This window comes from Polyangium fumosum (assembly GCF_005144585.1).
Lineage (GTDB): Bacteria > Myxococcota_A > Polyangia > Polyangiales > Polyangiaceae > Polyangium > Polyangium fumosum.
Genome location: NZ_SSMQ01000019.1, coordinates 87799 through 114550, shown reverse-complemented (window position 1 = coordinate 114550; position 26752 = coordinate 87799). Strand labels below are relative to the sequence as shown.

At 68.8% G+C, this 26752-nt stretch carries 22 protein-coding genes; 12 read left to right on the top strand and 10 right to left on the bottom strand.

The window, feature by feature from the left end; genetic code table 11:
* Window positions 1-228: 228 nt before the first annotated feature.
* The 3 genes from E8A74_RS19755 to E8A74_RS19750 all read left to right on the top strand — a co-directional run bounded on the left by E8A74_RS19755 (window position 229) and on the right by E8A74_RS19750 (window position 3521).
* Window positions 229-1086, top strand: coding sequence for a response regulator transcription factor (locus E8A74_RS19755; protein ID WP_136930590.1), 858 nt, complete (start codon window positions 229-231; stop codon window positions 1084-1086).
* A gap of 79 nt (window positions 1087-1165) precedes the next feature.
* On the top strand, window positions 1166-1873 hold the full coding sequence (locus tag E8A74_RS52455) for a diacylglycerol/polyprenol kinase family protein (protein WP_170229236.1): 708 nt from the start codon (window positions 1166-1168) through the stop codon (window positions 1871-1873).
* A gap of 16 nt (window positions 1874-1889) precedes the next feature.
* Entirely contained in the window at window positions 1890-3521 is a 1632-nt protein-coding gene (locus tag E8A74_RS19750) for a glycosyl hydrolase family 28-related protein (protein WP_136930589.1), read from the top strand.
* 2 nt (window positions 3522-3523) lie between these two features.
* Here E8A74_RS19750 and E8A74_RS19745 read toward each other — a convergent pair whose 3' ends face one another.
* A complete protein-coding gene (locus E8A74_RS19745) occupies window positions 3524-5017 on the bottom strand; it encodes a CHASE3 domain-containing protein (RefSeq protein ID WP_170229235.1) in 1494 nt (497 codons plus the stop codon).
* Between the two features lie 566 nt (window positions 5018-5583).
* Here E8A74_RS19745 and E8A74_RS52450 point away from each other — a divergent pair.
* On the top strand, window positions 5584-6369 hold the full coding sequence (locus E8A74_RS52450; protein ID WP_170229234.1) for a CBS domain-containing protein: 786 nt from the start codon (window positions 5584-5586) through the stop codon (window positions 6367-6369).
* On the opposite strand, the gene E8A74_RS19735 is transcribed toward E8A74_RS52450, so the two are convergent.
* The gene (locus E8A74_RS19735) at window positions 6370-6909 is read right to left on the bottom strand and encodes a CAP domain-containing protein (protein ID WP_136930586.1); all 540 of its coding nucleotides are present in this window, start codon (window positions 6907-6909) and stop codon (window positions 6370-6372) included.
* Window positions 6906-8615 (bottom strand): radical SAM protein, encoded by a 1710-nt coding sequence (locus E8A74_RS19730; protein ID WP_170229233.1) that lies wholly within the window; start codon window positions 8613-8615, stop codon window positions 6906-6908. The genes E8A74_RS19735 and E8A74_RS19730 overlap by 4 nt, the downstream gene beginning before the upstream one ends.
* Window positions 8616-8772: 157 nt before the next feature.
* Between E8A74_RS19730 and E8A74_RS19725 the strand changes: the two genes are divergently transcribed.
* Genes E8A74_RS19725 through E8A74_RS52445 form a run of 3 tightly spaced genes read left to right on the top strand, consistent with a single transcriptional unit; the run spans window position 8773 to window position 12823 of the window.
* A complete protein-coding gene (locus tag E8A74_RS19725) occupies window positions 8773-10440 on the top strand; it encodes a DUF1592 domain-containing protein (RefSeq protein ID WP_136930584.1) in 1668 nt (555 codons plus the stop codon).
* A complete protein-coding gene (locus E8A74_RS19720) occupies window positions 10437-11792 on the top strand; it encodes a DUF1552 domain-containing protein (RefSeq protein ID WP_136930583.1) in 1356 nt (451 codons plus the stop codon). The genes E8A74_RS19725 and E8A74_RS19720 overlap by 4 nt, the downstream gene beginning before the upstream one ends.
* A gap of 35 nt (window positions 11793-11827) precedes the next feature.
* A complete protein-coding gene (locus tag E8A74_RS52445; protein ID WP_170229232.1) occupies window positions 11828-12823 on the top strand; it encodes a hypothetical protein in 996 nt (331 codons plus the stop codon).
* 9 nt (window positions 12824-12832) lie between these two features.
* Here E8A74_RS52445 and E8A74_RS19710 read toward each other — a convergent pair whose 3' ends face one another.
* Together E8A74_RS19710 and E8A74_RS19705 are read right to left on the bottom strand one after the other, a co-directional pair.
* Window positions 12833-13861: a CapA family protein gene (locus E8A74_RS19710; protein WP_136930581.1), complete on the bottom strand. Its 1029-nt coding sequence runs from the start codon at window positions 13859-13861 to the stop codon at window positions 12833-12835.
* A 50-nt stretch (window positions 13862-13911) separates the two neighbouring features.
* Window positions 13912-14982, bottom strand: a complete 1071-nt coding sequence (locus E8A74_RS19705; RefSeq protein WP_170229231.1) for a hypothetical protein — start codon at window positions 14980-14982, stop codon at window positions 13912-13914.
* A 173-nt stretch (window positions 14983-15155) separates the two neighbouring features.
* On the opposite strand from E8A74_RS19705, the gene E8A74_RS19700 reads away from it, so the two are divergent.
* Window positions 15156-16391, top strand: coding sequence for a hypothetical protein (locus E8A74_RS19700; RefSeq protein WP_136930579.1), 1236 nt, complete (start codon window positions 15156-15158; stop codon window positions 16389-16391).
* A gap of 54 nt (window positions 16392-16445) precedes the next feature.
* On the opposite strand, the gene E8A74_RS19695 is transcribed toward E8A74_RS19700, so the two are convergent.
* Entirely contained in the window at window positions 16446-16994 is a 549-nt protein-coding gene (locus tag E8A74_RS19695) for an NUDIX hydrolase (RefSeq protein ID WP_136930578.1), read from the bottom strand.
* 405 nt (window positions 16995-17399) lie between these two features.
* On the opposite strand from E8A74_RS19695, the gene E8A74_RS19690 reads away from it, so the two are divergent.
* From E8A74_RS19690 to E8A74_RS19680, 3 genes are all read left to right on the top strand, one after another.
* Window positions 17400-18611 (top strand): matrixin family metalloprotease, encoded by a 1212-nt coding sequence (locus tag E8A74_RS19690; RefSeq protein ID WP_136930577.1) that lies wholly within the window; start codon window positions 17400-17402, stop codon window positions 18609-18611.
* Between the two features lie 153 nt (window positions 18612-18764).
* A complete protein-coding gene (locus tag E8A74_RS19685; protein WP_136930576.1) occupies window positions 18765-19526 on the top strand; it encodes a hypothetical protein in 762 nt (253 codons plus the stop codon).
* Between the two features lie 28 nt (window positions 19527-19554).
* The gene (locus tag E8A74_RS19680; RefSeq protein ID WP_136930575.1) at window positions 19555-20763 is read left to right on the top strand and encodes an acyltransferase family protein; all 1209 of its coding nucleotides are present in this window, start codon (window positions 19555-19557) and stop codon (window positions 20761-20763) included.
* Here the strand turns inward: E8A74_RS19680 and E8A74_RS19675 are convergent.
* The gene (locus E8A74_RS19675; RefSeq protein WP_136930574.1) at window positions 20760-22502 is read right to left on the bottom strand and encodes a hypothetical protein; all 1743 of its coding nucleotides are present in this window, start codon (window positions 22500-22502) and stop codon (window positions 20760-20762) included. The genes E8A74_RS19680 and E8A74_RS19675 overlap by 4 nt on opposite strands.
* A 141-nt stretch (window positions 22503-22643) precedes the next feature.
* Here E8A74_RS19675 and E8A74_RS52440 point away from each other — a divergent pair, with 141 nt between their 5' ends.
* Window positions 22644-23045 (top strand): hypothetical protein, encoded by a 402-nt coding sequence (locus E8A74_RS52440; protein WP_170229230.1) that lies wholly within the window; start codon window positions 22644-22646, stop codon window positions 23043-23045.
* Window positions 23046-23098: 53 nt separating this feature from the next.
* On the opposite strand, the gene E8A74_RS19665 is transcribed toward E8A74_RS52440, so the two are convergent.
* From E8A74_RS19665 to glf, 3 genes are all read right to left on the bottom strand, one after another.
* Complete coding sequence (locus E8A74_RS19665; RefSeq protein ID WP_136930572.1) at window positions 23099-23887, bottom strand: hypothetical protein; 789 nt, start codon at window positions 23885-23887, stop codon at window positions 23099-23101.
* Window positions 23884-25356, bottom strand: coding sequence for an alkaline phosphatase family protein (locus E8A74_RS19660; protein ID WP_211365399.1), 1473 nt, complete (start codon window positions 25354-25356; stop codon window positions 23884-23886). Before E8A74_RS19660 ends, E8A74_RS19665 begins: the two co-directional genes overlap by 4 nt.
* A gap of 177 nt (window positions 25357-25533) precedes the next feature.
* Entirely contained in the window at window positions 25534-26652 is a 1119-nt protein-coding gene (glf, locus tag E8A74_RS19650) for a UDP-galactopyranose mutase (protein ID WP_136930570.1), read from the bottom strand.
* Between the last annotated feature and the right edge of the window lie 100 nt (window positions 26653-26752).

Sequence of the window (26752 nt, the reverse complement as noted above, 5' to 3'; positions counted from 1 at the left end):
CCGCCCGAGCGGACGTCGACCTTCTGCCTGGGACAGGCGCATCGCACCGCCAGCAGGACGTGAGCGCGCAGTGTCTCGTCGCAGGTGGGTGTTCCCCTACGGAATTGTCAACGGAATGGCGTACACTTTCCTGTGACTGTTTCACGAGCGTGTCGAGACAGACTATGCAGCGGGTAAAAACCATGTAGGCTGCCTGCTGGGGTGTGATTCACCAGGAGGTCCGTATCAATGGCTCCGCACGTCCTGCTCGTCGATGACAGCACCACCGTTCGTATGGTCATCGCCGCGGAGCTGCGGGAAGCCGGCTTCCGGGTAACCCCCGTGCCCACGCTCGACGCAGCCCGGCGCGCGATCGCGCAGTACCGCGAGCGTGACCCGTTCCAGCTCGCCATCCTCGACGTCCTCCTGCCCGACGGCGACGGGATCGACCTGCTCCGCGAGATTCGCCGGGATCCGGCGCTCGAGCGCCTGCCGGTCATGATCCTCTCGAGCGACGCGCGCTTCGGCTCGCGCCTCCGCGGCCTCGGCGTGGGCGCCGACGACTTCGTGGGCAAACCCCACTCGAAATCGTATCTGATCAACCGCGCCCACGCCCTCACCGGCAATCCGCAGACCGAGGCCGCCCCGCGCGCCTTTCGCGTGCTCCTCGTCGACGCCGACGGCGCCCTGCGCGAGGCGCTCGGAAAGGTCCTCCGCATCGGGCACGGCTGCGACATCGTCTCGCTGGAGAGCGTCGACCAGGCCGCCCAGTTCCTCGACCTCGAAGGCGCGGGCGTCGACGGCGCCGTGGTCGACCGGAGGTGCTTCCTCCGCGTGCTCGGCCTCCTCCGGGCGAAGCAGCCGAACGGCGTGCCCATGATCGTGCTCGACGATTCTCCCTCGGCCACCTGGCCTCCCGTGGCGACCGCGAAGCGCAACGCGGCCCTCGCCTCCGCGCTGGTCATGCCTCGCACGATCGAGCCGAGCACCGTGGCCGATGTCATGGTGCACAGGCTGGTCGAAGAAGCCTCGCCTTCCGTTTCATCGAGCAGCAAAATTCCGATTGCCACGATTGACGCCGTGCGTCGGCTCGCGCGAGGCGCCTGAACCATTCGTGGGTTCACCCCCACCGAAATGACAGAAAGCTGAAACTCCTGGGCGGAGGCGGCGGGTAGCCTTCGTTGCCTTGTCCAAGTCCACCGTTGATCCGACCGCGCTCGACATCGAGCTCCCCACGGTGCCTTTTTCCTCGGTCTCCGCGTCGGCGCCCGTGCCGCCCGCACGGCCCGAGAACTGGACGCGCAGCCTCTTCCACGTCCTCTCCGCGCTGGTCGCGCTCGTCATGCTCCGCATCGTGCCGAGCCGCGGGTGGTTGATCGCCGCGAGCGTATCGCTTTGCGCCTGGGCCTGGTCCTGCGAGATCGCCCGTCGCCTGAGCCCGGCCGTCAATGAGCGGATGATGAAGTTCTTCTCGCGCGTCGCCCACCCGATGGAGCGGCACCGGGTGAACTCGTCCACCTGGTATCTCACGGCCCTGGTCGGCCTCTCGCTCTTCGCGCCCTTGCAGGCGGCCGAGCTCGGCGTCGTGATCCTCGGCCTCGCCGACCCGGCGGCGGGCTTCATCGGCCGCCGCATCGGACGCACGAAGATCCTCGCGAACCGCTCGCTCGAAGGCACGCTCGGCTTCTTCGCCGTCGGCACGCTCGCCGCGCTCGCGACGCTCATGGCCTTCCACGGCCTGCCGCTCCCCGCGATGCTGCTCATCGCCTCCGCCGGCGCGGCCGCGGGCGCGATCGCCGAGCTCGTCTCCTCGCGCCTCGACGACAACTTCACCATCCCCGTCACGGTCGCGATCGCCAGCTCCATCGCAGGCGCGTTCGCCCCGGCGTCCTGATCTATCCTGGGCGCCCATGCGCCCGCTCCTCGGCTTGCTCGCCTTCCTCCCGTGCCTCGCCGCGTGCAGCGACGAGCCGCCCGGAGGCGCCCCGCCGCCCGCGCCCGACGCGGGCACCGACGCCGGCCCCGCCTCGTTCCGCAGCGCCCTCTACCCCGAGGACTGGACGCCCTCGTTCACGGACGCCGAAGGCCACTTCCTCCACGACTTCTCCTACGCGGGCTACCACCACGCCGAGGCCCCGCCCGGCGCGCCCGCCGCGGCGCCGATCTTCGACGTCGTCACGCAGGGCGCGGATCCCACCGGGCAGATGGACGCGACCTTGGCCGTGCAGGCTGCCATCGACGCGGCCGCGGCCCAAGGAGGCGGGATCGTCACGTTCCCCGAGGGCCTTTATCGGATCGACGACAAGCTCGTCGTCTCCGCGTCCGGTGTTGTCCTGCGCGGCGCGGGCGCCACGAAATCGCGGCTCCACTTCACGCGATCGGCGGGCATGGACTACGACGCGCACCTCGCCTTCCTAGGCAAGGCCGAGCCGAACCTCGAGCTCCCGCTCGCCGTGGACGCGACCTCGCGCGCCGACGTCGTCGAGGTCGCGAGCGCCGAGGACCTCGCGCCGGGTGACGACGTCCTCCTCGGCTGGAGCATCACGCCTGCCTTCCTCGAAGAGCACGGCATGACGGGCACGTGGACGGCCTTCAACGACACCTGGCAGCCCTTCTTCCGCCGGACCGTCGCCGCCGTCGACAAGACCTCCTCGCCGCACCGGATCACGCTCGACGTGCCGCTGCGCTACCCGGCCAAGCTCCGCGACGGCGCGAGCCTGAAGCGCGTCACGGGCCTGCTCCGCGAGTGCGGCGTCGAGTCGCTCGGCGTGTCGAACGCCGTCTCCTGGGCCGAGGCCTGGGCCGCGTCGCAGGTCCACGCGATCGACCTCCGGCGTGTCGTCGACTGCTGGATCAAGGACGTCGCCTCGTTCCCCTCGCCCGCCGCGCCTGCCGAGGGCCCGGGCAGCGGCGCGCACCTCGCCTCGGGCGGCATCCTCCTCGAAGAGACCACGCGCGTCACCGTCCAGCATGTCTCGCTCGGCCTCGCGCAAAACCGCGGCGGCGGCGGAAACGGCTATCTCTTCGAGATCCGCCGCTCGAACGAGATCCTCATCGCCGACAGCGAAGGCGACGGCGGGAGGCACAACTTCATCCAGAACTGGGGCTTCGGCACGACCGGCTGCGTCTTCTTACGCATTCAAAGCAAGAACGGGGAATCGCTCACCGACATGAACGACGCCTCGGGCTTCACGGGTTTGTCCGAGTTCCACCACTCGCTCGCCACGGCGAACCTCATCGACGCCTCGACCTTCGACGACGGCTTCTCCATCGTGAACCGCAACGACGAGAGCACGGGCGCCGGCCACACGGGCACCGAGAACGTGCTCTGGAACAACCGCGGCAAGGGCGCGCTCCGATCGCTCCAGTTCGGCACGGGGTACGTGATCGGGACCGAGGGCCTCTACGTCACGACCGAGTCGCCGCTGCCGATGGCCCTCGGCACCCAGCCCGTCGACTGGGTCGAGGGCCTCGACGAAGGCGACGCGCTCGACCCGCCTTCGCTCTACGAAGATCAACGCAGCCGCCGCCGCGCGCGCTGACGCTACACGAGCGCCGCCCGACCGGCCTCGTTCGATCGTACGAGCCGCAAGAGCTCCTCGGACACACTCGACAGCTCCGAGGCCGTCTGGAGCGTCTGTTTCGCGCTCGTCTGCACCTCGCGCGCGGCCTCCGACACGGACTGCATCGCCTGGTTCACCTGCTCCATCGCCGTCGTCTGGTGCCGCGTGCTCGCCTCGATCTCACGCGACGATCGCGCCGTGTCCACCACGTACGTGCGGATGCGCTCGAAGCTCGCGCCCACGTCCTCGAAGCTGCGCGTGCTCGCCTCCACGGCTTTTGCGCCGTCCTCCGTGGCCATCACGGTCGTGTTCGTCGCGCCTCGCACCTGCTCGACCAGGTGCTGGATGTCCCGCGCCGCGCCGGACACGCGATCGGCGAGCTTCCGGATCTCGTCGGCGACCACGCCGAAGCGCCGCCCCGCGTCTCCCGCGCCCGCCGCCTCGATCGTCGCGTTGATCGCAAGGATGTTCGTCTGCTCGGCGAGCTCGCGGATGATGTCCACGATGCCCCCGATCTCCTGGGATCGCTGGTTCAAGCCGAGCATGTGCGCGACGACCCGATCGACATGCTTGCGGGTCCCATCGACGGTCTCGCGCGCCGCGGTCACGGTCTGATCGCCGCCTCGCGCGGCCGAAGACGTGTCCTCCGCGATGCGACTCACCTGCACGGCGCTCTCGGCGATCTGGCGCGAGGTGGCCGTCAGCTCGCGGATCGTCACGGACACCTGCTGCGAGGTCGCGACCTGCTCGTTCGTCGAGCTCGCTTGTTGTGTCGCGGCGGCCTCGAGCTCGCGCGCGGCGGCGCGCATGCGCGCGGCGGCAGCCCCGATCTGCCGGTTCAGCGCGCGGACGATGTAGGCGCCCAGGCCGCTCACGCAGACGAACGCGAGAACACACGCGCCCACGAGCGTCTGGGCGAACGAACGCACGAGCTCGTCGACGACCGCAGCCCGTATCCCGAGCAGCGTGCGCTCCTCGGCGATCATCGCGTCGATGATGGCCCGCACCGCGTCCATCGTGCGTTTGCCACGCCCCGCGGAGACGACCTTCACCGCGGACTCGAGCCCCTCGTTCTTGCGCACGTCGATGGCGCCGGAGAGCGCGACCCGCTCCTCATCGACGAGCTTTTTCAGCTCCGGAAGGCGCTGCTGCTGGCGCTCGTTGTCGCTCGTCAGGCGCTCGACCTCGGCGAGCGCTCGCTCGATGGCCTCGTCTCCCTCGCGGTAAGGATCCAGGAACGACTCGTTCCCGGTGATCACGTAGCCGCGCTGGCCGGTCTCCATGTCCTGAAACGCGGAGAGCGTGCTCGACAGCGCCGTCAGGACCTCGCGGGTGTGCCCCACGGCACCCGTGGCCACGAGGAGCCGCTGGGTCGTCACGTAGGCGTACGAGCCGATGAGCACCAAAAAAAGGAGAGGAAGCGCGATGGCCGCGCTGAACTGCTTGCCTACTGTCCAGGTCCTCGACCCTGCCATGCGTCCCATCCTCCGACCGCTTGCGAGCTCCCCTCGCGGCCCTGCGCCGATTTCGAGAGCAGCCCAGGGTTTACTTTACGGCACGGAAGCACCCAGGACGTATGCATTCCGAGGGCGCCGTGAATCTTCGAAGGACGCGCGGCCCATCGAGCGTCAGCGCAATGACGTCGCGCCCCCAGATCCCACGACATTTCGCGAATGGCATTCGGGAGATTCCGAGCTTCGCCGCTTCTTTACCATTTTGGTGGCCCAGACACACCGTTTCGAGATCACGAGTCGTCGTCGGTCACGCCATCCCGCAGCGACCGAAGAATCGAACATGCCGACGTTTTCGTTCGCGAGGCGCCCCAACGAACGAAACGAAAAACCCACCATCTCCTTTTGCAACGAGCCTCCGCAGGATTCACCACTTTCGTGTGAAGCTGGATGGAGACTCCATGTGCGTTGCCTCGCCGCGGGGAGCGCAAGGGTTGCAGGCTTCACGCAAAGGTTGCAGGAAGGGGCTCGACAAGCGGGACGGGAGGCTTGTATATGACTTGGCAAACGTCTTGCCAGGCGCCGCCCCTATGACCACGCCCCTCCTCGTCTCGACGCTGATGAAATCCCCCGTGCTGTCGGTGACCCCCGACACGCTCGTGGATGAGGCTTACCTGCTGCTCGCGTCGCGCCGCATCTCGTCGGCGCCCGTCGTCGACGACACGGGCAAGGCGCTCGGCGTCGTCTCGTTGACCGACCTCCTGCGCATCGGCCGCCTGCAACCGGCCTCGCTCGCGGGCATCCAGCCGATCGACCTGCCCACCGAGCCCGTCTCGGATCACATGCACAAGGGCGTGCTCACGGTCTCGCCGAACGCGCCCGTGACGGCGGCGGCGCGGATCATGGCCGACGAGCACGTGCATCGCGTGTACGTCGAGCAGGAAGGCAAGCTCATCGGCGTCTTCAGCATCGAGGAGGTGCTCTCCTCCGTGCGCGCGCTGCGCCTCGAAGCGCCGATCGGCGACGTGATGACGAAGCCCGTGATCTCGCTCCCCCTCACGGCCACGATCGCCGACGCCACGTCGCGGCTCGACCGCGCACAAGTGACGGGCGTCGTGATCGTCGACGAATACCGCCACCCGGTCGGCGTCTTCACGCAGGTCGAGGCGCTCGCGGCGCGCAGCTTCGCGCCCGAGACGAAGGTCGAGGACGTGATGAACTACGGCATCCTCACGCAGCACGTGAAGACGCCGCTCTACCGCGCGGCGGCGCACGCCTTCGAATCGCGCGCGCGCCGCGTGCTCGTGCTGGAGAACGGCGAGCTCGTCGGCCTGATCACGGGCCTCGACTTCGCGCGCATGCTCGCCAGGTCCTGATCAATAAGGCTTCTGCCCGACGAAGTTCCCGGGCGGATCGTAGTTGCAAACCCAGAATTCCCAATCCCCGCCGCCGAGCGGCGAGCCTGTGCTGCACTTCGCCATGCCGCAGCCGAGCCTCGTCGTTTTCGCCCAAACGACCTGGGTGTAATGGCCGCAGACGGCCGAACACTCGTTCGACGAATAGATGTAATCGGCCTTCTCGGAGACCCAGTTCGAGACGACCTTCTCCGCGGTCGAGCCATTGGAGCTCGCGTAGAGGTTCTCGCCGTAGTCGTTGCTGCTGTGCTCCCATACGCATTTCTCCGCGTAGGCCTGGGCGACGGCGGCGATCTCGGACGACCAGACGAGGGGCGGCAGCGGCTCTGCGGGCGGCGGATCGACGGACGCGCGCGCCGCGTTGTGGGCCTCCGTGATCCCTTGCATCGAGGCTGGCTCGCCTGCATTCGTGTTGCCGTCTCCCTCGTCGTCGGAGCAGCCCGCGGCGGTCAGGAGGAAAGGAACGAGCACGAGCCCATAGAAAGGTGAAATGCGTTTCATGGCGCGATCGTGGCACGCCGCGGCGTCGGGACGCAAGCCGCCTCGGGGCAGCCCTGCCGGATCGACGCCGACGTCCTGGAAAGCGCGGCACGACGCAGGCTCTGCATCCCCTCTCCGTTCCAGAGGGAAACGAGCGACGACGACGCGAGCGAGCCGATCACCGGCGCCTCGTACGCCACGGGATGCACGCTGCCATCCGGATCGATGCACGCCTGCTCCCATTCCATGCGACACGTCAGAAAACGCGTGCGGTTGGCGAAATCGTCGGCCGCGCGAAACACCCGAAACGCGGGATCTTCGCCGGCAACGCAAGGGCAGGCGCCGCGGGGATCGAGGTGATCCACGAGCACGACGCCCGCAGGCGCGAGGATCGCCCCGAGCGCACGGACCCCACGGAACACCCGCTCCCCCCGCGGATCGATCCATTCGGCCTGCGCCCGCGTCGTGCACGGGAAAACCTCCTCGACCTTCAACCAATCGACCCCGAGCGAAGCCACGAGCCTCCCGAGCGCGGGCAATTCGTCCACGTTCGAGGCCGTCACGACCGTCGAGATCCCGATCCGCACGTCGACCCCACGCGCCGCGCGCCGCCGGACCATGCCCTCGATGTTCTTCACGAGGGTCGCGAACCGCCCGCCGATCCGGAGCCCGTCGTTGGTCCCCGCCGTCGCGCCGTCGAGCGAAAGGGAAAGGCTCGTCAGCCCGAGATCACAGAGCGCATCGAACCGCGCCTCGTCGAGCGCCATTCCATTCGACAGCAAATGCACGTTCGTGCGGCCCGGACGACCCGCGCGGCCTCTCTGGATCGCCGCGAGCACCTCCGGGAAGATCGGCGCCACGAGCGCCTCGCCGCCGTGCACGAAGCCCACGTATTCGGCGGCCGCGAACGGCTCCCGCAGCGCGTCGAGCAGCCACCGCTGCATCGTGCGTGCGCGCCCGCTCCGCGTCTTCTCCGGCGCGTCCGTGATGCAATGGGCGCAGCGCAGGTTGCACCGCTCGGTCACGGTCACGTAAAGCCGCACGGGCAAGGGCGCGACCACGCGCCCCGCGCGAAACGCGTCGCCGGACGTCTCCGACGCCGATGGCCCCTCGATCGAAATCGCCGCCGCGCCCTCACCCCGCCCCGCGCTTTTGGGCGCCTCCGGCCGCGGAATCGTGAACCATTGCCCCGCCCCGCCCGCGCGCCCGACGAGCCGCCCCGATTCCAATCGAAACACGTACGAGACGCGCCGCGCCGACGCTGGCAGCCGCGCCTCGAAGACGACGTGCTCGTCCTCCTCCGCCGCGACCTGCATGGCCTCCTCGCGCCCCCCTGCGCCCTCGTCCCACCGCACGACGAGGCCGCTCCCGTGCCCGCGACGCAGCGCCGCGCGAATGCAGAGCCGACCGTCCTCCACCACGCCCACGAAGGGGCGCACCGGCGCGTGCAGGATCGGCTCGTCCGCGCCGCCCACCACGAGCACGTTGTTCCGCAGGCCGCCCCGCGCCCGCGTCCGCGGGTTTGCCGGGTCGAGCTCCCAGCGCGCGCCTTCCACGTGCAGCTTGTACTCGTGCACCCCGATCGCCGCCTCGATCGTCGCCTCGAACGACCCGTCCTCGCGCCGCGCCATCGGCGTCGGATGAAACGCCGACCATTCCCCGCAGATCGACGCGAACGCCGCGGGTCGCTCCGGCCGGTAGAAAAACGTCACGGGGACAGAAGCCACCCGCGCACGATACGCGAATCCACGCTTCGCGGGAGGTCCTCCGGCTTCGCGTGCCGTCTTCCACCGACGTGTCCGCGCGCCTCCGGAAAGCGTGGACAAGGTTCCTCCCTTGTCTCTTCCATGCCCCTCGGCTCCGCTGTACCTTGTGGGTAAGGCCATGGTCCAAAGACGTCCGCATCCTGGGCGCTCCCGAGCGCGGTGGCTCGGGTTTTCAGCCGCAATCGCCGTCTTCGGCGCTTCGCTCACCGCATGCGTCGGCGTCATCGGCGACGCGGACGAAGACACGACCGAAGCGGAGTCGCTCGTCCTCGCCGCGCCCGCGCTCCCGCGCCTCACGGCTGCGCAGTACCAGAGCTCGCTCGCCGAGCTCTTCGGCGCGAGCATGCCCAAGGCGCCGCTCGAAGACGACACGAAGCCATTCCTCTTCTACAACATCGGCGCTTCGAGCACGACGCTCTCCGAGTTCGGCGTGCAGCAGTACGAGGAGTCCGCTGACGCCATCACGCGTTACGCGTTCGCCGATCCGGCCCGCCGCGCGGCCTTCGTCGGCTGCGAGCCCGCCGCGCCCGGCGACGCCTGCGTCGAGAGCTTCCTGCGTCGCTTCGGCCGGCGCGTCTTCCGCCGCCCGCTCACGGACGAGGAGGTCACTCGCTGGGTCGGAATCGCGCAGACCCTCGCGGATCCGAGCGCGTGGGAGGGCCTGCGCCTCGCCGTCTCGGGCGTGCTCCAGTCCCCTCATTTCCTTTATCGGGCCGAGGTCGGCGTCCCCGACGACGCGGCCCCCGGCCGGCGCAAGCTCACGGGATACGAAATGGCCACGCGCCTCTCGTTCCTCCTCTGGAACCAGGGCCCGGACGACGCGCTCCTCGACGCCGCCGAACAAGGTGACCTCGACAAACCCGAGGGCGTCGCCGCGGCGGCCGAGCGCCTGCTCGACGACCCGCGCGCGCGCTCGGCCATGCAGGCGTTTTTCCGGCAATACCTCGACCTCGGCCGCCTCGACGGCGTCCAGCGCGACCCGGCCGCGTATCCGTATTTCACGCCCACCCTCAAGGAGGCCATGCGCCGCGAGGTCGAGCTCCTCGTCGACGACGTCGTCTTCGGGAGCCGCGGCGACGCGCGCAGCATCTTCAGCACCCGCAAGACGTTCGTGAATGCGGACCTCGCGGCGCTGTATGGCATCGAGGCGCCCGGCGCGACGACGGACACGTTCGTCCCGGTGGAGCTGCCCGCGGACGGCCCGCGCGCTGGCCTGCTCACGCTCGGCGCGTTCCTCACCATGAATGCCCACGAGACCCGCACCTCACCCACGGCGCGCGGCAAATACGTCCGCGAGCGTGTCCTTTGCCTGGAGGTCCCGGCCCCGCCCCCGGGCGTCGACACGACCCTCGATCCGCCGATGGGCGACCCCAAAACGGTGCGCGAGCAAATGGAGGCGCACCGCACGAACCCCGCCTGCGCCGCGTGCCACAACTTCATGGACTCGCCCGGCTTCCTCTTCGAGCATTTCGACTCGTCGGGGTATTACCGCACCGTCTTCGCGGACGACGTGCCCATCGATTCATCCGGCGACCTCGACGGCAAACCCCTCGCGAATGCGCGCGATCTCGCCACGGTTCTCGAAACCGAGCCGCGCGTCGGCCGCTGCATGGTCCAGCAGCTTTATCGCCACGCGCAGGGGCGCGTCGAGACGAAGGGCGAGCGGCTCGCGCTCGAAGACCTCGCCTCGCGCTTCGCCGGCGCCTCCTTCGATTTCCGCACCCTCTTGATCGAGCTCGTCACGCACGACGCCTTCCGTTACATCGGCGAAGAGGAGAGCCCGTGAAGACCACGCCCCTGTCCCGACGAACCTTCCTCCGGGGCGCCGTGGGCGGCACGGCCGTCGCCCTCGCTTTGCCCACGCTCGAAGCAATGCTCGGTGCCCGCGGCGCCGAGGCCGCGTCCACCGGGCCGATCTTCGGCATCTTTTTCTGGGGCGGCGGTTTGCCCTGGCACGATGGCCACGGCGCGCCCCAGGCCGGCCACCCCGATCTCTGGACGCCCGCCACGACCGGCAAGGACTATACGCCGAGCGAGCTGCTCGCGCCGCTCGCGCCCTACCAACCGAGCCTCGTGACGGGCTTGACCCCGCACACCGAAGTGCCGGATCTCCCGGCGGGCCAGAGTGACGGGCACATGCGTGGCTTCATGGTCTCGATGACCGGCGATCGCATTCGCCCCGAGGGATTCGATCACCCCTCGCACACGCTCACCGCGCTGCGCCCGACGCTCGACCAGTACGTCGCGAAACACCCGAATTTCTACGGCCCGGAAATCCCGCGCTTCCGCTCCCTCGTCCTCGGCGCGAGCACCGCGCGCTTCCACGATTACGGACACTGGAACGCGATCTCGTACAATGGCCCGGACGACCTGAACCCGCCGATCCTCGATCCGGGGCAGCTTTACGATCTCCTGTTCGGCGTCGCGGCGGACACGGCCGGCATGAAGCGCCGGGCGCTCCTGCTCGACGCGGTCCTGGAGGACGCGAAGAGCCTCTCGGGCCGCGTCGGCGCGGCGGACAAGCAGCGCATCGAGGCGCACCTCGAACACCTCCACACCGTCAAGAACCGCCTCGAATTCTCGGGCGAGTCGTGCGCGCCCCCGGGCAAACCCGCGCCGAACGACGAGCTCGTCGCGAAGACCGACATCATGGGCTCGCTGCTCGCCTCGGCGCTCGCGTGCAACATGACGCGGGTCTTCTCGTTCATGCTGAGCTCCCCCGCGACGACCCACGTCTTCGGGAACCTCGGCGTGCCCAACGATTTTCATACCACCGTCCACGAGGGCGCCTGGGAGCACGCCCGCGCGGGTATCCTCTATCAAATGCAGGCCTTTGCGGCGTTCCTCGGCCGGCTGCAGGCCGTCGTTGAGCCGACGGGCGGCACGCTGCTCGATCGCGCGCTCGTCTTTGGCCTCTCCGAATATGGCGAGGGCTATCAGCACAGCGTCGCCGAAATGCCCTGCGTCCTCGCGGGCGGCGCCCATGGGAAGATCCGCCGCAACGTCCACGTCCGCGATCCCGGCGGCAATTACAGCAAGGCCCACGTCACCATGCTGCGCGGGGTCGGCCTGGAGACGCCGAGCTTCGGCTGGAACGGCGGCCAGACGTCCGAAGCCTTCGGCGACATCCTCGTGTGAGGCGCGTGCCATTGCCTTCCGATCCTTCCTCGATTTTGCGACCCCTCGCCGCCGCGGCATGGCTCCTCGCGTCATCGCTCCTCGTCCCGCGGGCGGCGTTCGCCGTCCAGCCGACGGGTTACATCGATAACGCCGGGTGCGACGCCATCGCCGGCTGGGCCCAGGATCCCGACGTCCCGAACCAGCCCATCGACGTCCACGTCTATTATGGAGGTCCGGCGGGCACTCCGGGCGCGCCTGCCATCGCCGTCCGCGCGAACGTCCACCGCGACGATCTCTGCGCGGCCATCGGCTCGTGCGAGCACGGCTTCTTCGCCCCCTCGCCGCTCGCTTTGCACGACGGCAATGCCCGCGACGTCTACGCCTACGGGATCGACACCGGCGGCGAGGGCAATCCGGCGCTCGGCAACAGCCCTCGCACGCTCCAGTGCCCGCCCGCCGCACAATCCGGCGTGCGGCGCAAGATCGACGGCGCCCCCACGTACGACGCCTGGCGATTCTCGTCGTTTTGGGACCTCTTGCCCCTGCCCGCGGCCAACGCCGACCTCCTCCCCGACGGCCCGAATATCCCCGACAACCCCGAGCTCGTCCAGGCCGACGACGGCACGGGGCAGGTGTGGCTCGTGGACGGCGGCGTGCGCCGGCTCGTCACGCCGGGCGCCGCGGCGACCTGGCGCTTCGACCTCGGCACGGCCGCCGTGCGCCCCGCGGCCGAGGTGAATGCCCTCGTCGAGGGAACGCCCCTCCGCCCGCGGCCCGTGCTTTTCATTCGTGGCGCGCTTTATCTCGTGGACGACCCGCAACCCGTCGTCCCCGGCGGCGCGAGCTCCTCGACGTCGGGCGCCGGCGGCGCGGGTGGAGGCGGCTGGGGCGAGGGGGGTGAAGGCGGCGAAGGCGGCGACCTCACGCCGGCCAAGCCTCCGAGCGGCGCGTGCACGATGGGCACGCCGGGAAACGTAGACGCATCTGCGTTTTTCTTGCCAATCTTCGGCGTGCTCGTGTTCGCCGCGCGGCATCGGCGGCGCCGATAATACCGCCATTCAATCGATCGGCGGCAGCGGCCGCGGACCGGGCGGATCGAGCGGCGGCTCCTCGCTCGGCTCCCCCACGAAACGCGGCGCTCCTCGATCATCAATCGCGACCCGCAAAAACCGATGCCCGGTCACCCCCTCCCGGCTCACGTCGAGCGCGAGGAGCGTGCCCGTGTGGCTCCCCGTCCGCGTCATGCCCGAAAACACGAAATTGCCGATCCCGTGCGCGATCAGCCGCCCTCGATACCGCTCCGCCGGCTGCACCACGTGGGCGTGCGCCGCGATGACCGCGTCCGCCCCGGCGTCGATGAGCTCGCGGCTCGCCTCGCGCTGATACTTCGTGGGCGTGAGCATGTATTCGATCCCCCAGTGAACGAACACGATCACGACATCGGCCCGCTCCCGCGCCCGCGCCACGTCCTGACGCGACCGGGCACGACCTCGATCCACGTGACCGATCAGCGCAATTCGTATCCCGGACACCTCCCGCACCACGAACGCCTCGCGCCCGGGGCTCGCCTGCGTCGTTCCAAAAGCACCGAGCCCCGCCGAATCGAGGCGCTCGAGCATCTCGAAATACCCCGCCTCGGACATGTCCAGCGTGTGGTTGTTCGCCACCGACACCATATCGAAGCCTGCATCCAGGAGCAGGCGCGGCGTCTCCAGCGGCGCGACCAAGGGCTCGGGGATCGCGGCCTCGCCCTGCGATGTCACCACGCATTCGAGGTTTCCCACGAGAAGATCGTACGACCGCAGCCGCTCGGCCACCTGCGCAAAGGGAAACCCCGGCTCCTGACCTTTCTTGATCACCACCCCGACGCCGAGCGCCATCGACACGTCGCCCACGAAAGCGACAGTCGCGCGCGGCGCCCGGGCCGCGGGCGGCGCCTCCAGGGACACGGGCGGCGGCATGGGCCTCCGAATGGCGCTCGCGAGAGGGACCGGGGAGCCGGGCGCCCCCGACGCGCCGCTCGAAAACCACGCCGCCGCGAGCACGAGCCCGAGGAGCGTCAGAGCCGAGGCGCGGCGCGCTTGCATTCCGCCGAGACCCTACACCATCCCCTCCCCGCGCGAAAATTCTCGAGCGCTCAGACCTCGAGGACGTCGCGCAGATCCAGCCCCGGAATCGCCTCCGCGTGCTCGTGCACGAGCCGCCGAACGCCCTCGGCCAGCACTTCCTCGATCTTTCCCCGAACGAGCCCGGGGACGAGCGTGGCCTCGGACGCAGGATCCTGGACCGCGAGCGCGAGCCCCGCGTCGAGCGCCACCTCGCCCCCGGCGAAGCGCACCACCCCTGCGACCACGCGCACCAGCGATTCGAGCCCTGCGACCTCCTCCAGCGTCCCGCGCAGCCGCAACTGCGACAGCGTCACGGCCCCGCCGCGATCGATACGAATGCACCCGAGCTCCACGAGCGGGCTGCCGCTTTGGACGACCGAAAGCGCCTCGCTCGTGATCGTGATCGATTGCAGGTTCGCGGCCCGGACGCGCTCCGCGTTCGACGCACCGGCGGCGATCGTCGCGACGTTCCCGCTCCCCTTGATTTGCACGTGGATCGCCCCGCCGGCCGACGCCGAGAGCCCCGTGCCGTTCTGCTCGTGCACGAAGGGCGCGCGCAACACGAGCGTCGCCTCGACCGCGGGATCCCCGAGATCCGCAATGGATACGTCCGACTTCCCGCTCGAAGGCGCGCTCCGGAAATTGTCGGCGATGGCCTCGAGCGTGGCGAGCGCGGTCTCGTCCTGCATCGGATCGTAGCCGGGGACCGCCATCTTCGTGCCGCGCAGGCCCGCGGCGAAGATCTCCACGATCTGCTTTTTGGCCTCCCCCGTGAAATCCAGGAGCCCCTCGCCCGGACCGTCGATCGAGGAGACCCACGCCTCGACGCGCGCGTCCGAAAAGTGCACATCCGCGCCACCGAACAGCATGTTCTTCGCAGGCCACAATGCGTCGACGACGATGGGCGGATCACACCGCAAGGTCAGCCGATCCTGCGCGATCCGCAGCCGCACGCGGCTCGCGAGCTCGGTCCGGAGCGCGCGGGTCCACGTCCGGCTGAGGTTCTTGCCGCGGGGCAGCGTGAAGGACAAACCAATGTCACGAAGCTCCACCCCCGGAGGGAGCTGACCGAGGAGCTTGCTCGTCGTCGGGTCCGCCATGTCGCCCATCCCCACACCCATGTACGAAGTTGCGAGACCGATGAACTTTTTACCGCGACCGGGTACCAAAGGCAACACCCACCCGGGCAACAATTCTTCACCTGCCGGGAGTTGACTTTGTGACCGGTGGTCACTAACACGGGGTGACCACCGGTCATTACCAAGGACGGGTCATGCATCTTCGCCACTTCTTAATCAGGACCGCCATCCCTTCCCTCGCCTTCGCCCTGCCGGCCCTCGTGGGCTGTGGCGGCACGGAGCCCGCGACGCCCGATCAGCCTGGACAGGAAGAGCTGCTCGCGCCCCCGGAGGCGGGCAAGGGCGTGCAGTTCAAGATGGTCACGAAGCTCGACGCCGGCACCGAGGGCGAGCATTGCATGTTCGTGCAGGCGCCCGCCGAAGGGCTCTTCGTCAGCCGCGACGAGGTGCGCTACTCGAAGGGCAGCCACCACTTCCTGCTCTACCAGACGAGCTACGAAGAGATCCCGACCCAGAAAGAGGACGGGACCGTGGTCGACACGAGCGGCGTGTTCGACTGCTCCGACGGCGCCACGAATGGCTGGGCCGTGGAGAAGCTCGTCGCCGGCTCGCAGAACGCCGACGGCGAGTCCATGCTGCGCTTCCCCGAGGGCGTGGCCATGAAGGTGCGCCCGGGCGCCGTGCTCCTCATGAACGCGCATTACATCAATGCCTCGATGAAGACCATCGAGCCCGAGGTCCGCGTGAACCTCTACACGGTCCCCGAGGCCGAGGTGAAGACGGAGGGCGACATCCTCTTCCTCTACAACCCCTTCATCCACGTCGGGGCGCAGGCCGAGGGCCGCGCGCGCATGCGTTGCCCCGTGCACAAGGACATCACGATCGCGAACGTGCAATCCCACATGCACGCGCGCGGCGTCGGGTATGCCGCGTCGATCGAGGGGAAGGCGGAGCCGTTCTACACGAGCACCGAATGGGAGAACGTGACCGTCAAGGATTTCGGCGAGGGCCTCCAGGTCAAGGCGGGCGAGCGCTTCGATTACTGGTGTGACTACTCGAACGCGCAGGCGAAGGACGTCTTCCAGGGACCGCGATCGACCGACGAGATGTGTATGCTCATCGGCTCGTATTACCCGGCGGATCCGGCCACCTCGAACTGCCTCGCCGAGCCCTCCTCTCCCAACACGCCGAACTTCCTCGGCGGCGAGTGGGTGGGCAATGGCCAGGCGACGTGCGCCGAGTCGTTCGCCTGCGTGCAGCAGGCCCTCAATGGGGGCGGCCTCGAGGCCATGACGCCCTGCGTGACGAACTCCGCCGAAGCGGTCTCGCGGGAGTTCTCCGACGCCTTGCGTTGTTTCTTCAAGATCGGCCCGGGCCAGGATCCGGCGATGATCTGCAAGACCGAGTTCGAAGCCTGCCTCGCGAAGTGACCCTCCCCGAACGGCTCACGCTCGCCCGCGCGTGAGCCGCCCCCTCTCCCCGCCTCAATCGAGCGACAAGAGCCCCCGCCGCACCGCGAGCAGGATCGCGCCCACGTGCACGCCGTGGAGGATCTGCCCGCGCTCGATTGCAGGCACGATTTCTTTCGGCTCCATCAGCGCCACGTGAATGTTCTCCGTGGGATCCATCCGCTGCTCCGAGGCCCGGCGCGCGCCCGCGGCGAAAAAAAAATGGGCGCGGTTCGTGTGCCGGCTCGGCTCCGTGTTCGTGGTCAGGAGCGGCAGCCAGGTCGCCGCGACGAACCCCGTCTCCTCCTCGAGTTCGCGCCGCGCCGCCTGCTCGGGCGTCTCGCCTGCGTCGATCACGCCTGCCGGCAGCTCCCGGCTCACGCGCGCCGCGCCGTGCCGGTACTGATCGACGAACACCACCTGCCCCTCCTCCGTCACCGCCAGCACCGAGGCCCAGTCGGGCGCCTCGATCACGTGGAACTCGTCGATCTCGCCGCCGTGCGGCAATGCGATGCGCTGCTCGTGGACGGTCAACCATCGACGCGCGACGATCGGGCGGCTCTGCATCACGGACCAGGGCTTCATGCGCCCTTCCCTACCCTCCCTCCGCGGCCCCCGCAAGGCCGCCGTCGCGATCCGCGCATCCGAGAGGCGCCCGGCCCCCCCACGATTGCATCGGGCGGAGCCCCGCGACCAATGCAACGTTTCATTCCGCCCACGGGTTTGTCAGGACGCGCAGCACACCAGGAGCCTACGCCACCCGGGCGTGGACCGGACAACTACACTTCTTCTTTATACGTGCTTTTCACGGTTCTACCCGATTTCGACGAACCCTGGGGTGCCCAATGGAACTTCGTTGGCGTCGGCACCCGGACCGGTGAAATCGTGCGCTTGCATTGACGTGCCTGCTCGCGCCCTGCTTCCTTGCGTCATCCACATTCAATGTCCCGATGGCTCCACCGTGGGTGCCGGGGCCATGGAGAAAATACGATGAGCGCTGGTACGAAGAACTTCGGCCTTGCGGGCCGATCCGTGGTTGCTTTCGTCCTCGTCTCCGGCGCGCTCGGCGCCGGGTGTGCGGGAACGCCGAGCGGCGACGAGGCCGTGGCCGACACGTACGCGAGCTTCGAAGAATTCGAGGCCGTTACGTATCGTGAGCCTGACACGGGCATCTACATCGTCGACGGCGACACGCCCATCGACGACATCAAGAAGCTGGAGGAGTTTTACGAGACGTACGTCCGCCACGGGGCGCTCATCATCCACCGCGCGGGCGGCCAGGATGCAAAGTGGAACGACACCCAGAAGCTCAACCTCACGTACTGCGTGAGCACGACCTTCGGCAACCGCTACGACGCGGCGGTCCAGGCCATGAAGGACGCGACGGCCGCCTGGGAGGCCGTGACGAACGTGAAATACCAGCACGTGTCCGCCCAGGATGGGAGCTGCACCGCGCAGAACAGCAATGTCCTCTTCGACGTGCGTCCCACGAATTCGGGCGGCCAGTACCTCGCGCGCGCGTTTTTCCCCGGCGACTCCCGCAGCAGCCGCAACGTGCTCGTCGACACCAGCGCGTTCGGCAACAACGGGCCGACCACGCTCACAGGCATTCTGCGGCACGAACTCGGCCACACCCTCGGCTTCCGCCACGAGCACACCCGCCCCGAGGCCGGCACGTGCTTCGAGGACAACCAGTGGCGTGAGCTCACGTCCTACGACTCCAAGTCGGTCATGCATTACCCGCAATGCAATGGGACGGGCGACAAGACGTTGAGCCTGACCGAGAAGGACAAGCAAGGCGCCGTTCTGGTCTATGGCGCGCCCGGCGGCGCCCCCCCGGCCCCGAACCCGGGCGATCCCGGCCCCGGCGACCCCGGCAATCCTCCGGCGCCGGGCGGTTCGCCGACCACGCAGAGCTTCAGCGGCACCGTGAGCAAGACGCAGCTCGTGCAGCTCGCCCCGCTTTCCGTGGCCGCCGGGACGACGTTCCAGGTCACGATGACCGGAAAGGGCGACCCCGATCTTTATGTGCGGTTCGGCGCGCAGCCCACGGCCTCGAAATGGAATTGCCGCCCGTACAAGACCGGCCCGAACGAAGCCTGCAGCCTGACCGTTCCTGCCGGACAATCCCAGGCGTTCGTCGCCGTGTATGGATACAACTGGGGCCAGTATCAGCTCTCCGTGACCTATACGGCGCCCTGAGGCCGATGCGCCTTCGCAGCTCCGCGCGGCGCCCCTCCCGCCGCGCGGAGCTGCCGCTTTTCCCGGATCCCCCGCGATGACGATCGGTTTTCCCGCCGACGCCCGCCCGCTCCCGTGGTTGACCGCGCCCCGGGGCTAGGATATCCCCGCGCGATGCGAACGCGCTCGGCCCTCCTCGCCCCCTTTTTCTTCCTCGTCGTCGCCTGCGGCGGCGCCGCCGCCCAGGAACCGAAGACGTCCGCGGACGCGAACACGAGCGAGGGCAGCGGCGATGGCCAGCCCCGGCCGCCCGAGTGCGAGGCGATCGGCAAGCACCTCGTGGCCCTCGAAGATCGGCCTAAAGGCAAGGGCCCGGCCGATGAAATGCGCTCGCTCACGGGCGCGTTCCTCCGCCTCTCCGACGCGCTCAAAAAAGAGCCCATCGAGACGCCCGACTTCAAGAAGGCCGTCGCCGAGCTCGCAGCCCAGGCCGAGAGCTTTGGCAACCAGCTCAAGTCGATGGGCCCGATCGTCGACGAGATGGAGCAGATCCAGGGCCAGCTCAGCGCGTGGGAGAAGAAGGTCACGTCCACGGCGAACGCGTTCGACACGACGTGCAACAACGGGCCGAAGGCCGAGTGTGATGCCCTCGGCGTCGAGCTCCAGAAGGTCCCCCGCATCGAGGGCGAGAAGTTCGCCGAGCACGCGGCCGCGATCGAGAAGTTCATCGCGGCGATGGAGAAGCTCCAGGTCAAGGACGCGAAGGTGAAGTCGAGCCTCACGACCATGCTCGGCGCGCTCAAGGAGGGCATCCCGCCCATGCGTCGGTTCGCGACCCTGCTCAACGAGTCGAAGAAGGTCGACCCCGCGGGCGAGGAGTTCAAGGCCCAGGTGAACCGCGTCGCGGCGATGTGCGGCGTGAAGCCGGAGGAGTGAGCCTCTCCTCGCTCGCCATCGCCCCTCGATGTCCGCGCCTGCCCAAGCCCTCGGCGCGCCCGCGAAACCCTCCGGGCTCCGCGCCTTCTTTGGCCTCGATCTCCTCGACAACCGTTACCCCGCGCTCCACGGCCTGCGCGTCCTCGCGATCGTCACCGTCGTCCAGTACCACGTCACGTGGATCTTCTGGGGCGAGCAGGGCATCCCCCTCGATCGCGGCTTCGTCGACCGATCCCTCTCGATCTTCTTCGGGATGGATCTCTTCTTCCTCCTGAGCGGCTTCCTCATCGGCTCGATCCTGCTCCGCTCCCTCCAGAAGAACGGCACCCAGGACCTGCGCCGCTTCTATCTACGCCGCGTCCTGCGCACGTTCCCCTCGTACTACGTCGTGCTCACGACCCTCGCGCTCGCGCTCCCGCTCACGGCGACGCAACGCGCGCACCTGCCCTACGAGTACACGTACCTCACGAACTTCGTCTCCTTGCACCGCCCCGACATCATCATGTTCTGGGGCTGGTCGCTCTCGCTCGAAGAGCAGTTTTACCTGACGGTCCCGCTCCTCTTTTTCGTGCTCCACCGCCTGCGAAGCGAGCGCGCGCGCTTCTGGCTCCTCGGCGCGCTCTTCTTCGCGGCGCTCGTCGTGCGGCTCGTCATCTACTTCCGTTACCGCCCATGGAATGATTTCATCCTCTACGGCGCGCTCTACTTCCGCACGCACACGCGCTTCGACACGCTCGTCGCGGGGATCCTGCTCGCCTTCCTCCACCAGCGCCACGGCGAGGCCGTGGGCCGCTTCCTCGCGCGGCCCTTCCACCGCGCCCTCCTCGCGATCCCGGCGCTCACGTGCCTCTGGCTCCTCTTGAACCCCGCGATGTTCGGCGAAGAGCACGTCCAGCTCGTGCATGTCTTCGCCTGGGGCACCGTGACGAGCCTCATGTACCTCTGCGCCCTGCCGCTCCTGCTCCACGGTGACGGCTGGATCCACCGCGGCCTCTCGGCGCCCTTCTTCCGCCGAGCCGCGACGCTCGGCTACGGCGTCTACCTCGTGCACATCCCGATCATCGACCACGTCGTCCTGCCCGCCGCGAAGGCCCTCCACGCGAAGCGCGTCTCGCTCCTCCTCGTCTGGCCCGCGTCCCTCGCCGCGACGATGCTGATCTCGTTCCTCATCGGCTACGCGATGCACGTGCTCATCGAAAAACCCTCGCTCCGCCTCCGGGAGCGCTTCGCGGGCTAGGGATCAAAGGGCTTTCCGAATCCGCGCGGCGGCAGCTCCGCGAAGGAGAAACCCTTCCGGCCCTCGGTGATCCACGAGAGCGACGGCGAATCGAGATCACGATCGAGCTCGAAGCGCGCCGAGCGCGGGCCGCGCGGGCCGACGTCGAGGACCGTCACGCGGACGCCGGGCACGGTGAAGACCTCGCCCGGCTTGAGCGGGGCGTCTTGGCTGCGGAAGAGCGCGCCCGGGCCCATCGGGAAGAGGCTGTGCTCCGGGGGCACGCGGATGTCGAGCGTGCGCGCGTCGCGCCGCAGCACGAGCGCGTGCCCCGTCTGCGCGAGGATCCGCCAGCGCGCGGGCAAGCGGCCCCGATCGTCGAGCGCGAACGGCAGGAAAAACGCGCTCGCCATGCAGCGGATCACGACCACCTCGGCGTCCTCCGGCGCCTCGATCTGCCCGCGCAGCTCGGCCGAGTGCTTCGTGAAATCATCGGCGGATCGCTGCTGCCTCCGCGCCATGAGCCACGCGGTCCCGGGCCCGTGCACGAGGTGCGCGAAGCCGAGCGCCACCGCGGCGAGCCCCGTGAGCTGCGCCGCTGCGCTCCTCGGCCCGCGCGCCGCCTCCTCGCTCGCGGGGGAGAACCACGCGTATTCGAGCAGCATGCCGACCGCCGGCGCGATGCCGAGCAAGCTCGCGCCGAGCACGCGCGGCGAGGGCACCACGGGAAGCACCGGCACGAGCGCGAGCACCGAACCGAGGAGGAGCCACGCGATCTGCGGGCGGCGCGCCTCGTCCTGCGCCGCGTACGCGCGCCGCAGCGGCACGTAGAGCAAGGCCGCGGTGCCGATCACGACAAGCACGGGCAGCACGAGCGGGGTGGTGTTGGGCAACAAGATCTCGTCGTCGAGCGCGAGCCAACCATCCGCGAGGAGCGTGGCGAACCTCTGCGGCACGGCGCGCAAAAACAAGCCCGTCTCGCGGAACGGATCCGTGTAGAAGCCCGAGCCGAACGAGCCATACCCGCCCCGGTGACGCACGTAGAGGTACACGGCCGTGGGCCACACGAACGTCGAGACGAACGCGGCGCGCCGGAGCAGGCTCTCGCGTTTGCCCACGATTTCCAGGGCGAGCACGTAACCGCCGAAGCACACGGCGTACTCGCCGGAGAGGAGCGCCAGCGTGAAGAGCAGCGTCGCGAGCGCGGCATCCCGCACCCTTCGTTCCTCGCGAAAACGCGCGTGCGCGGCGAGGGCCGTGATCCCGCACGTGAGCGAGAGAAGCGCCTCGCGGTTGGCGAGCCAGGCCAGTGGAATCGCGTGGGCGGGCGCGAGCGCGAACACGGCCGTCGCGATCGCCGCGGCCCGCCCCGAAAGCGCGCGCCGGAAGAGGGCGCGCGCGCCGAGCACCATCGCCGCCCACCAGGCGAACGAGTGCAGGTGCATCAGGAGCGGCGCGCCGCGAAACGCTTGGTGTTCAAAGTAGTGAAGCGCGCTCGCGAGCGGGCGGAAGAAGCGGATCTGAAGCTCGGGGTGCGCCCACCAGGGGAGCATGCCGCGCGCGGTGAGGGCCGCGCGATCGGTGTCGTTGATGAAGTCGTACAGGTCGAACGGGCCCCGCTTGCCGGGGAACGTCCCCTCGATCATCGAGGCCTGGAGGTAATCGTCGAGCAGGAAAGGCGTGCGGATCGCGGGGAGGTAGACGATGACGCCGAGCAGCAAAATGAGCCCGAGCCCGAGCCAAGTGCGTCGACGTTGCATGACTTCTGACAACGCTGCAATTGTCGCGCGGGGTTGCGGCGCGCGGGAAGAACGAGGGGCCGCGTCGTTCGTCATTGTCGAGAGCCACAAGGAGAGAGTTGTGGAGAGCGCGGCATTCGGGTACTCTCAGACCACAAACTCGTGAAATACGCTAGCGTCACCTGGTTGGTCCTTGGTCTCTTCGCAGTGAGCTTCTCCGCTTGCGCCACCTCCGAGCGGCCGGAGTTCGGCAACCAGCCTTCCGGCGGCGACGGCGGCTCCGGCGGTGACGTCGGAACCGGCGGCGGCGGGGCCGGCGGTGATGTCGGAACCGGCGGCGGCGGCGGGAGCACGGCGTCGAGTTCCAGCAGCAGCAGCAGCAGCGGCGGGGGCGCGGTCTGCGTGGACCAGTGCAACTCCGACGCGGACTGCCAGAATAGCTGTCCCGCAGCCCCGCAAGGCGGCGCCAACTGCTGCGACGTCCCGACCCATGGCTGCTACATCGTCGGCTCGTTGTCCTGCCCGACGGGCCAGGGCGGCAGCGGCGGCACGCCCATGTATTGACGGTTCTCGGTCAACGTGGGGGCTCGTCCCCCCACACCCCCCGCAAGACTTCTTCAAAAGCGTCGATCGACCCGGACGGCAATCGTCGGCCCGAGCCCCCAAGCGGCTCCGCGGCATGGGTCGATGTCACCATACTGGCAGGGAAACCGATCCACCACCCACGCGGCGCCGGCCGATGCGCCAATCGCGAGCGAGCCCGGCTCGCCGTGCCCGTGGATCCAGTGCCGAACGCCGAGGGTCGCATAGGCCCATAAATCGAGGCCGTATCCGCCGTCCAGGGTGATGGCCAATCGTCGCGTCACCGGCACGTCGAGCCCGCCGGTCACGTGCGAGAGCGCGAACTGCGCCTGCTGCGTGTAATAGTTCCGGATCAGCGAATACCCGAGCTCCGCCCGCAAATGCGCGCCATCCAGGCTGCCGAGCCGCACCGCCGGGGCCACGGAGAGGCCACTCGGACCAAAATATTGCATTCGCCCTCCGATGCCGAGGCCGACCTCGACGTAATCGGAGGCGAACGCCCCGCGCAGCCGGGCATGCACGATGGTGCCCGGCCCTTCGGGGACGAGGACGAACGCGAACGGAGAGAGCTCGAAGCCGAGCTTGAAGGGCCGCTGGAAATAATACTCGACCGAGAGATCCCCGATCGCGCCCCCGCCCGGCCCGATCATGTTGAAGAACGGGCGCACGGTGCCCTGCACGCGGACCATGTTCCGCGCGAGCGGCGGGAGCATCCACGACCGCTCGACCTCGGGCGCGCCCGTTTCCTCGGCAGCCTCGGCCCGCGTCGCCCCCGCGGCGAGGGCGACCACGAGGGCGGCCGCATGCAAGCGTGTTTGCCTCATCCGCGGACCCTCGCGACCTCGAGCTCCTCGGCGTGGCGCAGGAGCGAGCGGAGACGCTCCTCGTGCGAGCGCGTGTCGATTCGATCCTGCGGAATGACGCCCGCGCGGAGCGCCGCTTCGATCCCCGGTTGGCTCGTAAAACGGAAGCTCACCTCCTCCACGCGCCGCCGGTCGATCTCGATGCGGGGCAGCCTGCCCACGCGCCCCGGGCGCAAACCCGCCCGCGCAGGGTCGATGCACGACGCGAGATCTTCCGCCGCATCCATGCGAGGCCCGAGGCTCTCGATGCCGAACCGCGTGGCCAGCGTGGCCGCGATCGAGACGTGCTCGAAGGGCGTGGAGACGACCTTCCCCGCGCGCACGGACGGGCCGATCACCAACGAGGGGACGCGGAAGCCGAGCTGGCGGAACGCCGGGCGCGGGTCCTCCGTGGTCGGCGGGGGCACGTGGTCGAAGAACCCGCCGTATTCGTCGAACGTGATGATCAGCAGCGAACGCCCCCATTGCGGGCTCTCCTGCATCGACCGCACGATGCTACCGACCAGGGCCTCGCCGAGGGCCAGGCTGTGCGGCGGGTGGAGGTCGGAGGACCAGAAATCGGGATCGATGAGGGAAAAGTTGGGCAGGTTGCCGGTGCGGGCGTCGTGGAAGAAGGTCTCGATCCGCGTGCTGACCATCGGCTCATTGCCCCCGAGCGGGCGCCCCCGGAAGGCCGCGTGATACCAGTGCGCGGGCCCAGCGGTGTATGCCTTCGCGGACCAGCAGCCCTTGCCGAGCTTTTCCCATAACGTCGCCGGCCCGTCCGTGATCGGATCGTTCGTCGTGATGCCCTGCGACGTCGCGGCGTGCAGGAAAAACCGATTCGGCCAGGTCGGCCCGAGCACGGATGCAAACCACCGATCGCAGACCACGTATTGATCGGCCAGCGCATAAAAGAGCGGAATCTGGCTCCGATCGTGGTACGTCATCGCGTCGCGTTGCCGCCACCGGGCCCCCGTGTTCGCCCGCAAAAACCCGTCGTTTCGCCCTCCGGCGAAGGCCACGTGCGCCGCGTCCCAGGTGTGCAGCGGGCCGTGGTGCGCGCACGGGGCCGCCGCCCAGTGCATGGCCATGGTGGTGCCGTCGTCGTCCGCGTTCGTCTCGCCACCGGCGAGCCCGTCGATGGCTTGCCGCGCGGGGTAATCGGGGTCGAACGCGAGCGCCCCGAAGAAGTGGTCGAAGGAGCGGTTCTCCATCATGACGACCACGAACGTGTCGATCCCGGCGAGCAATCGCCTCGGCGTGGGCGCGCCGCTCGCGTCGAAATCGGGGCCCACGGCCGGCGCCGCGGGTCCGGCCTCGCAACGATCGGGCCCCGCCGCGCACCCGCTCCCGAGCGCCGCGGCGCCGATGCCTGCCCCGAGCCCTTTCAGCGCCGCGCGGCGAGACACCTGTCCCGTGAGCCCTCGCAGAGAATTTCGTCGTGCCATGGCTGAGTCCGTCCATATCATCAGCACGACTTCGACGACGAGCAAGCTCGTTCGTCAGGGCGCGAGGCTTTCGATCCTCGGAAATAAAAGGAACTTTCGTGATGGAGTGATATCGAGGCAGGGAGCGTCGAACGCACGGTCCGGCGCAGCCGCAGATTCCCGGAATGCCAGAGATGCCTACGCCGCGAGGGGCGTCCGCTCACGCGGCAGGCCGGTGAGCTTCGCGTAGAGCTCGAGCGCCTGCGCGACCACCTGATCCATGTTGGAATACCGGTACGTCGCGAGCCGGCCGACGAAATGGACGCCGGGCGTGGCCGCCGCGAGCGCCTCGTATTTCCGGTAGAGCTCCGCGTTCTCGGGCCGCGGGATCGGATAGTACGGCTCGCCCTCGGCGCGCGGATATTCATAGACGAGCGTCGTCTTCGGGTGCTCCTGCCCCGTCAGGTACTTGCATTCGGTCACGCGCGTGTACGGGTGCTCGTTCGGGTGGTTCACGACGGGCGCCGGCTGGAAGACCTGTGTGTTCTTCGTCTCGAACCGGAACTCGAGCGAGCGGTACGGGAGCTTGCCGTAACAATCCTCGAAATACGCGTCGATCGGCCCCGTGTAGATGACCTGAGCGTGCGGGATCGATTCCTTCACCTCGTGAAAATCCACGCCGAGCATGACCTTGATCTTCGGGTGGTCGAGCATGCGCTCGAACATCCGCGTGTAGCCGCGGAGCGGCATCGCCTGGAACGTGTCCGTGAAATACCGATCGTCGCGGCTCGTCCGGACCGGGATGTGCGCGGTCACCGAGGCGTCGAGCTCGGAGGGATCGAGGCCCCATTGCTTGCGCGTGTAGTTCCGGAAGAACTTCTCGTAAAGCTCGCGCCCGACCTTGCCGACGATGACGTCCTCGCTCGTCCGCACGCGCGGGGCCTTCTCGGCCCGCGCGGCGAAGAACGCTTCGAGCTCGAACGACGTCAGGCGGAGGTTGTACAGGCGATTGATGGTATCGAGGTTGATCGGGATCGGGACGAGCTGCCCGTCCACGGACGCGAGCACCCGGTGCTGGTACGGCCGCCACGTGGTGAAATGCGAGAGGTACTCGAAGACCTCCTTCGAGCTCGTGTGGAAGATGTGCGGCCCGTACTTGGGGACGAGCAGGCCCTCGTCGTCGTAATGGTCGTACGCGTTGCCGCCGATGTGCCGGCGCTTGTCGAGGAGGAGGACCCGCTTGCCCGAGCCGCGCGCGAGCCGCTCCGCCAGAACGCTGCCTGCGAACCCAGCGCCCACGATCAGCCAATCGAACATGGTTCCTCCGGGGCGCCGCTCCGGACGAACACCGCGGCGCAAGGCATCGAAGGGGGCATGGGTGCCCTCCTAGGGCTCGCTACGCGGGCGGGAAGCCCCT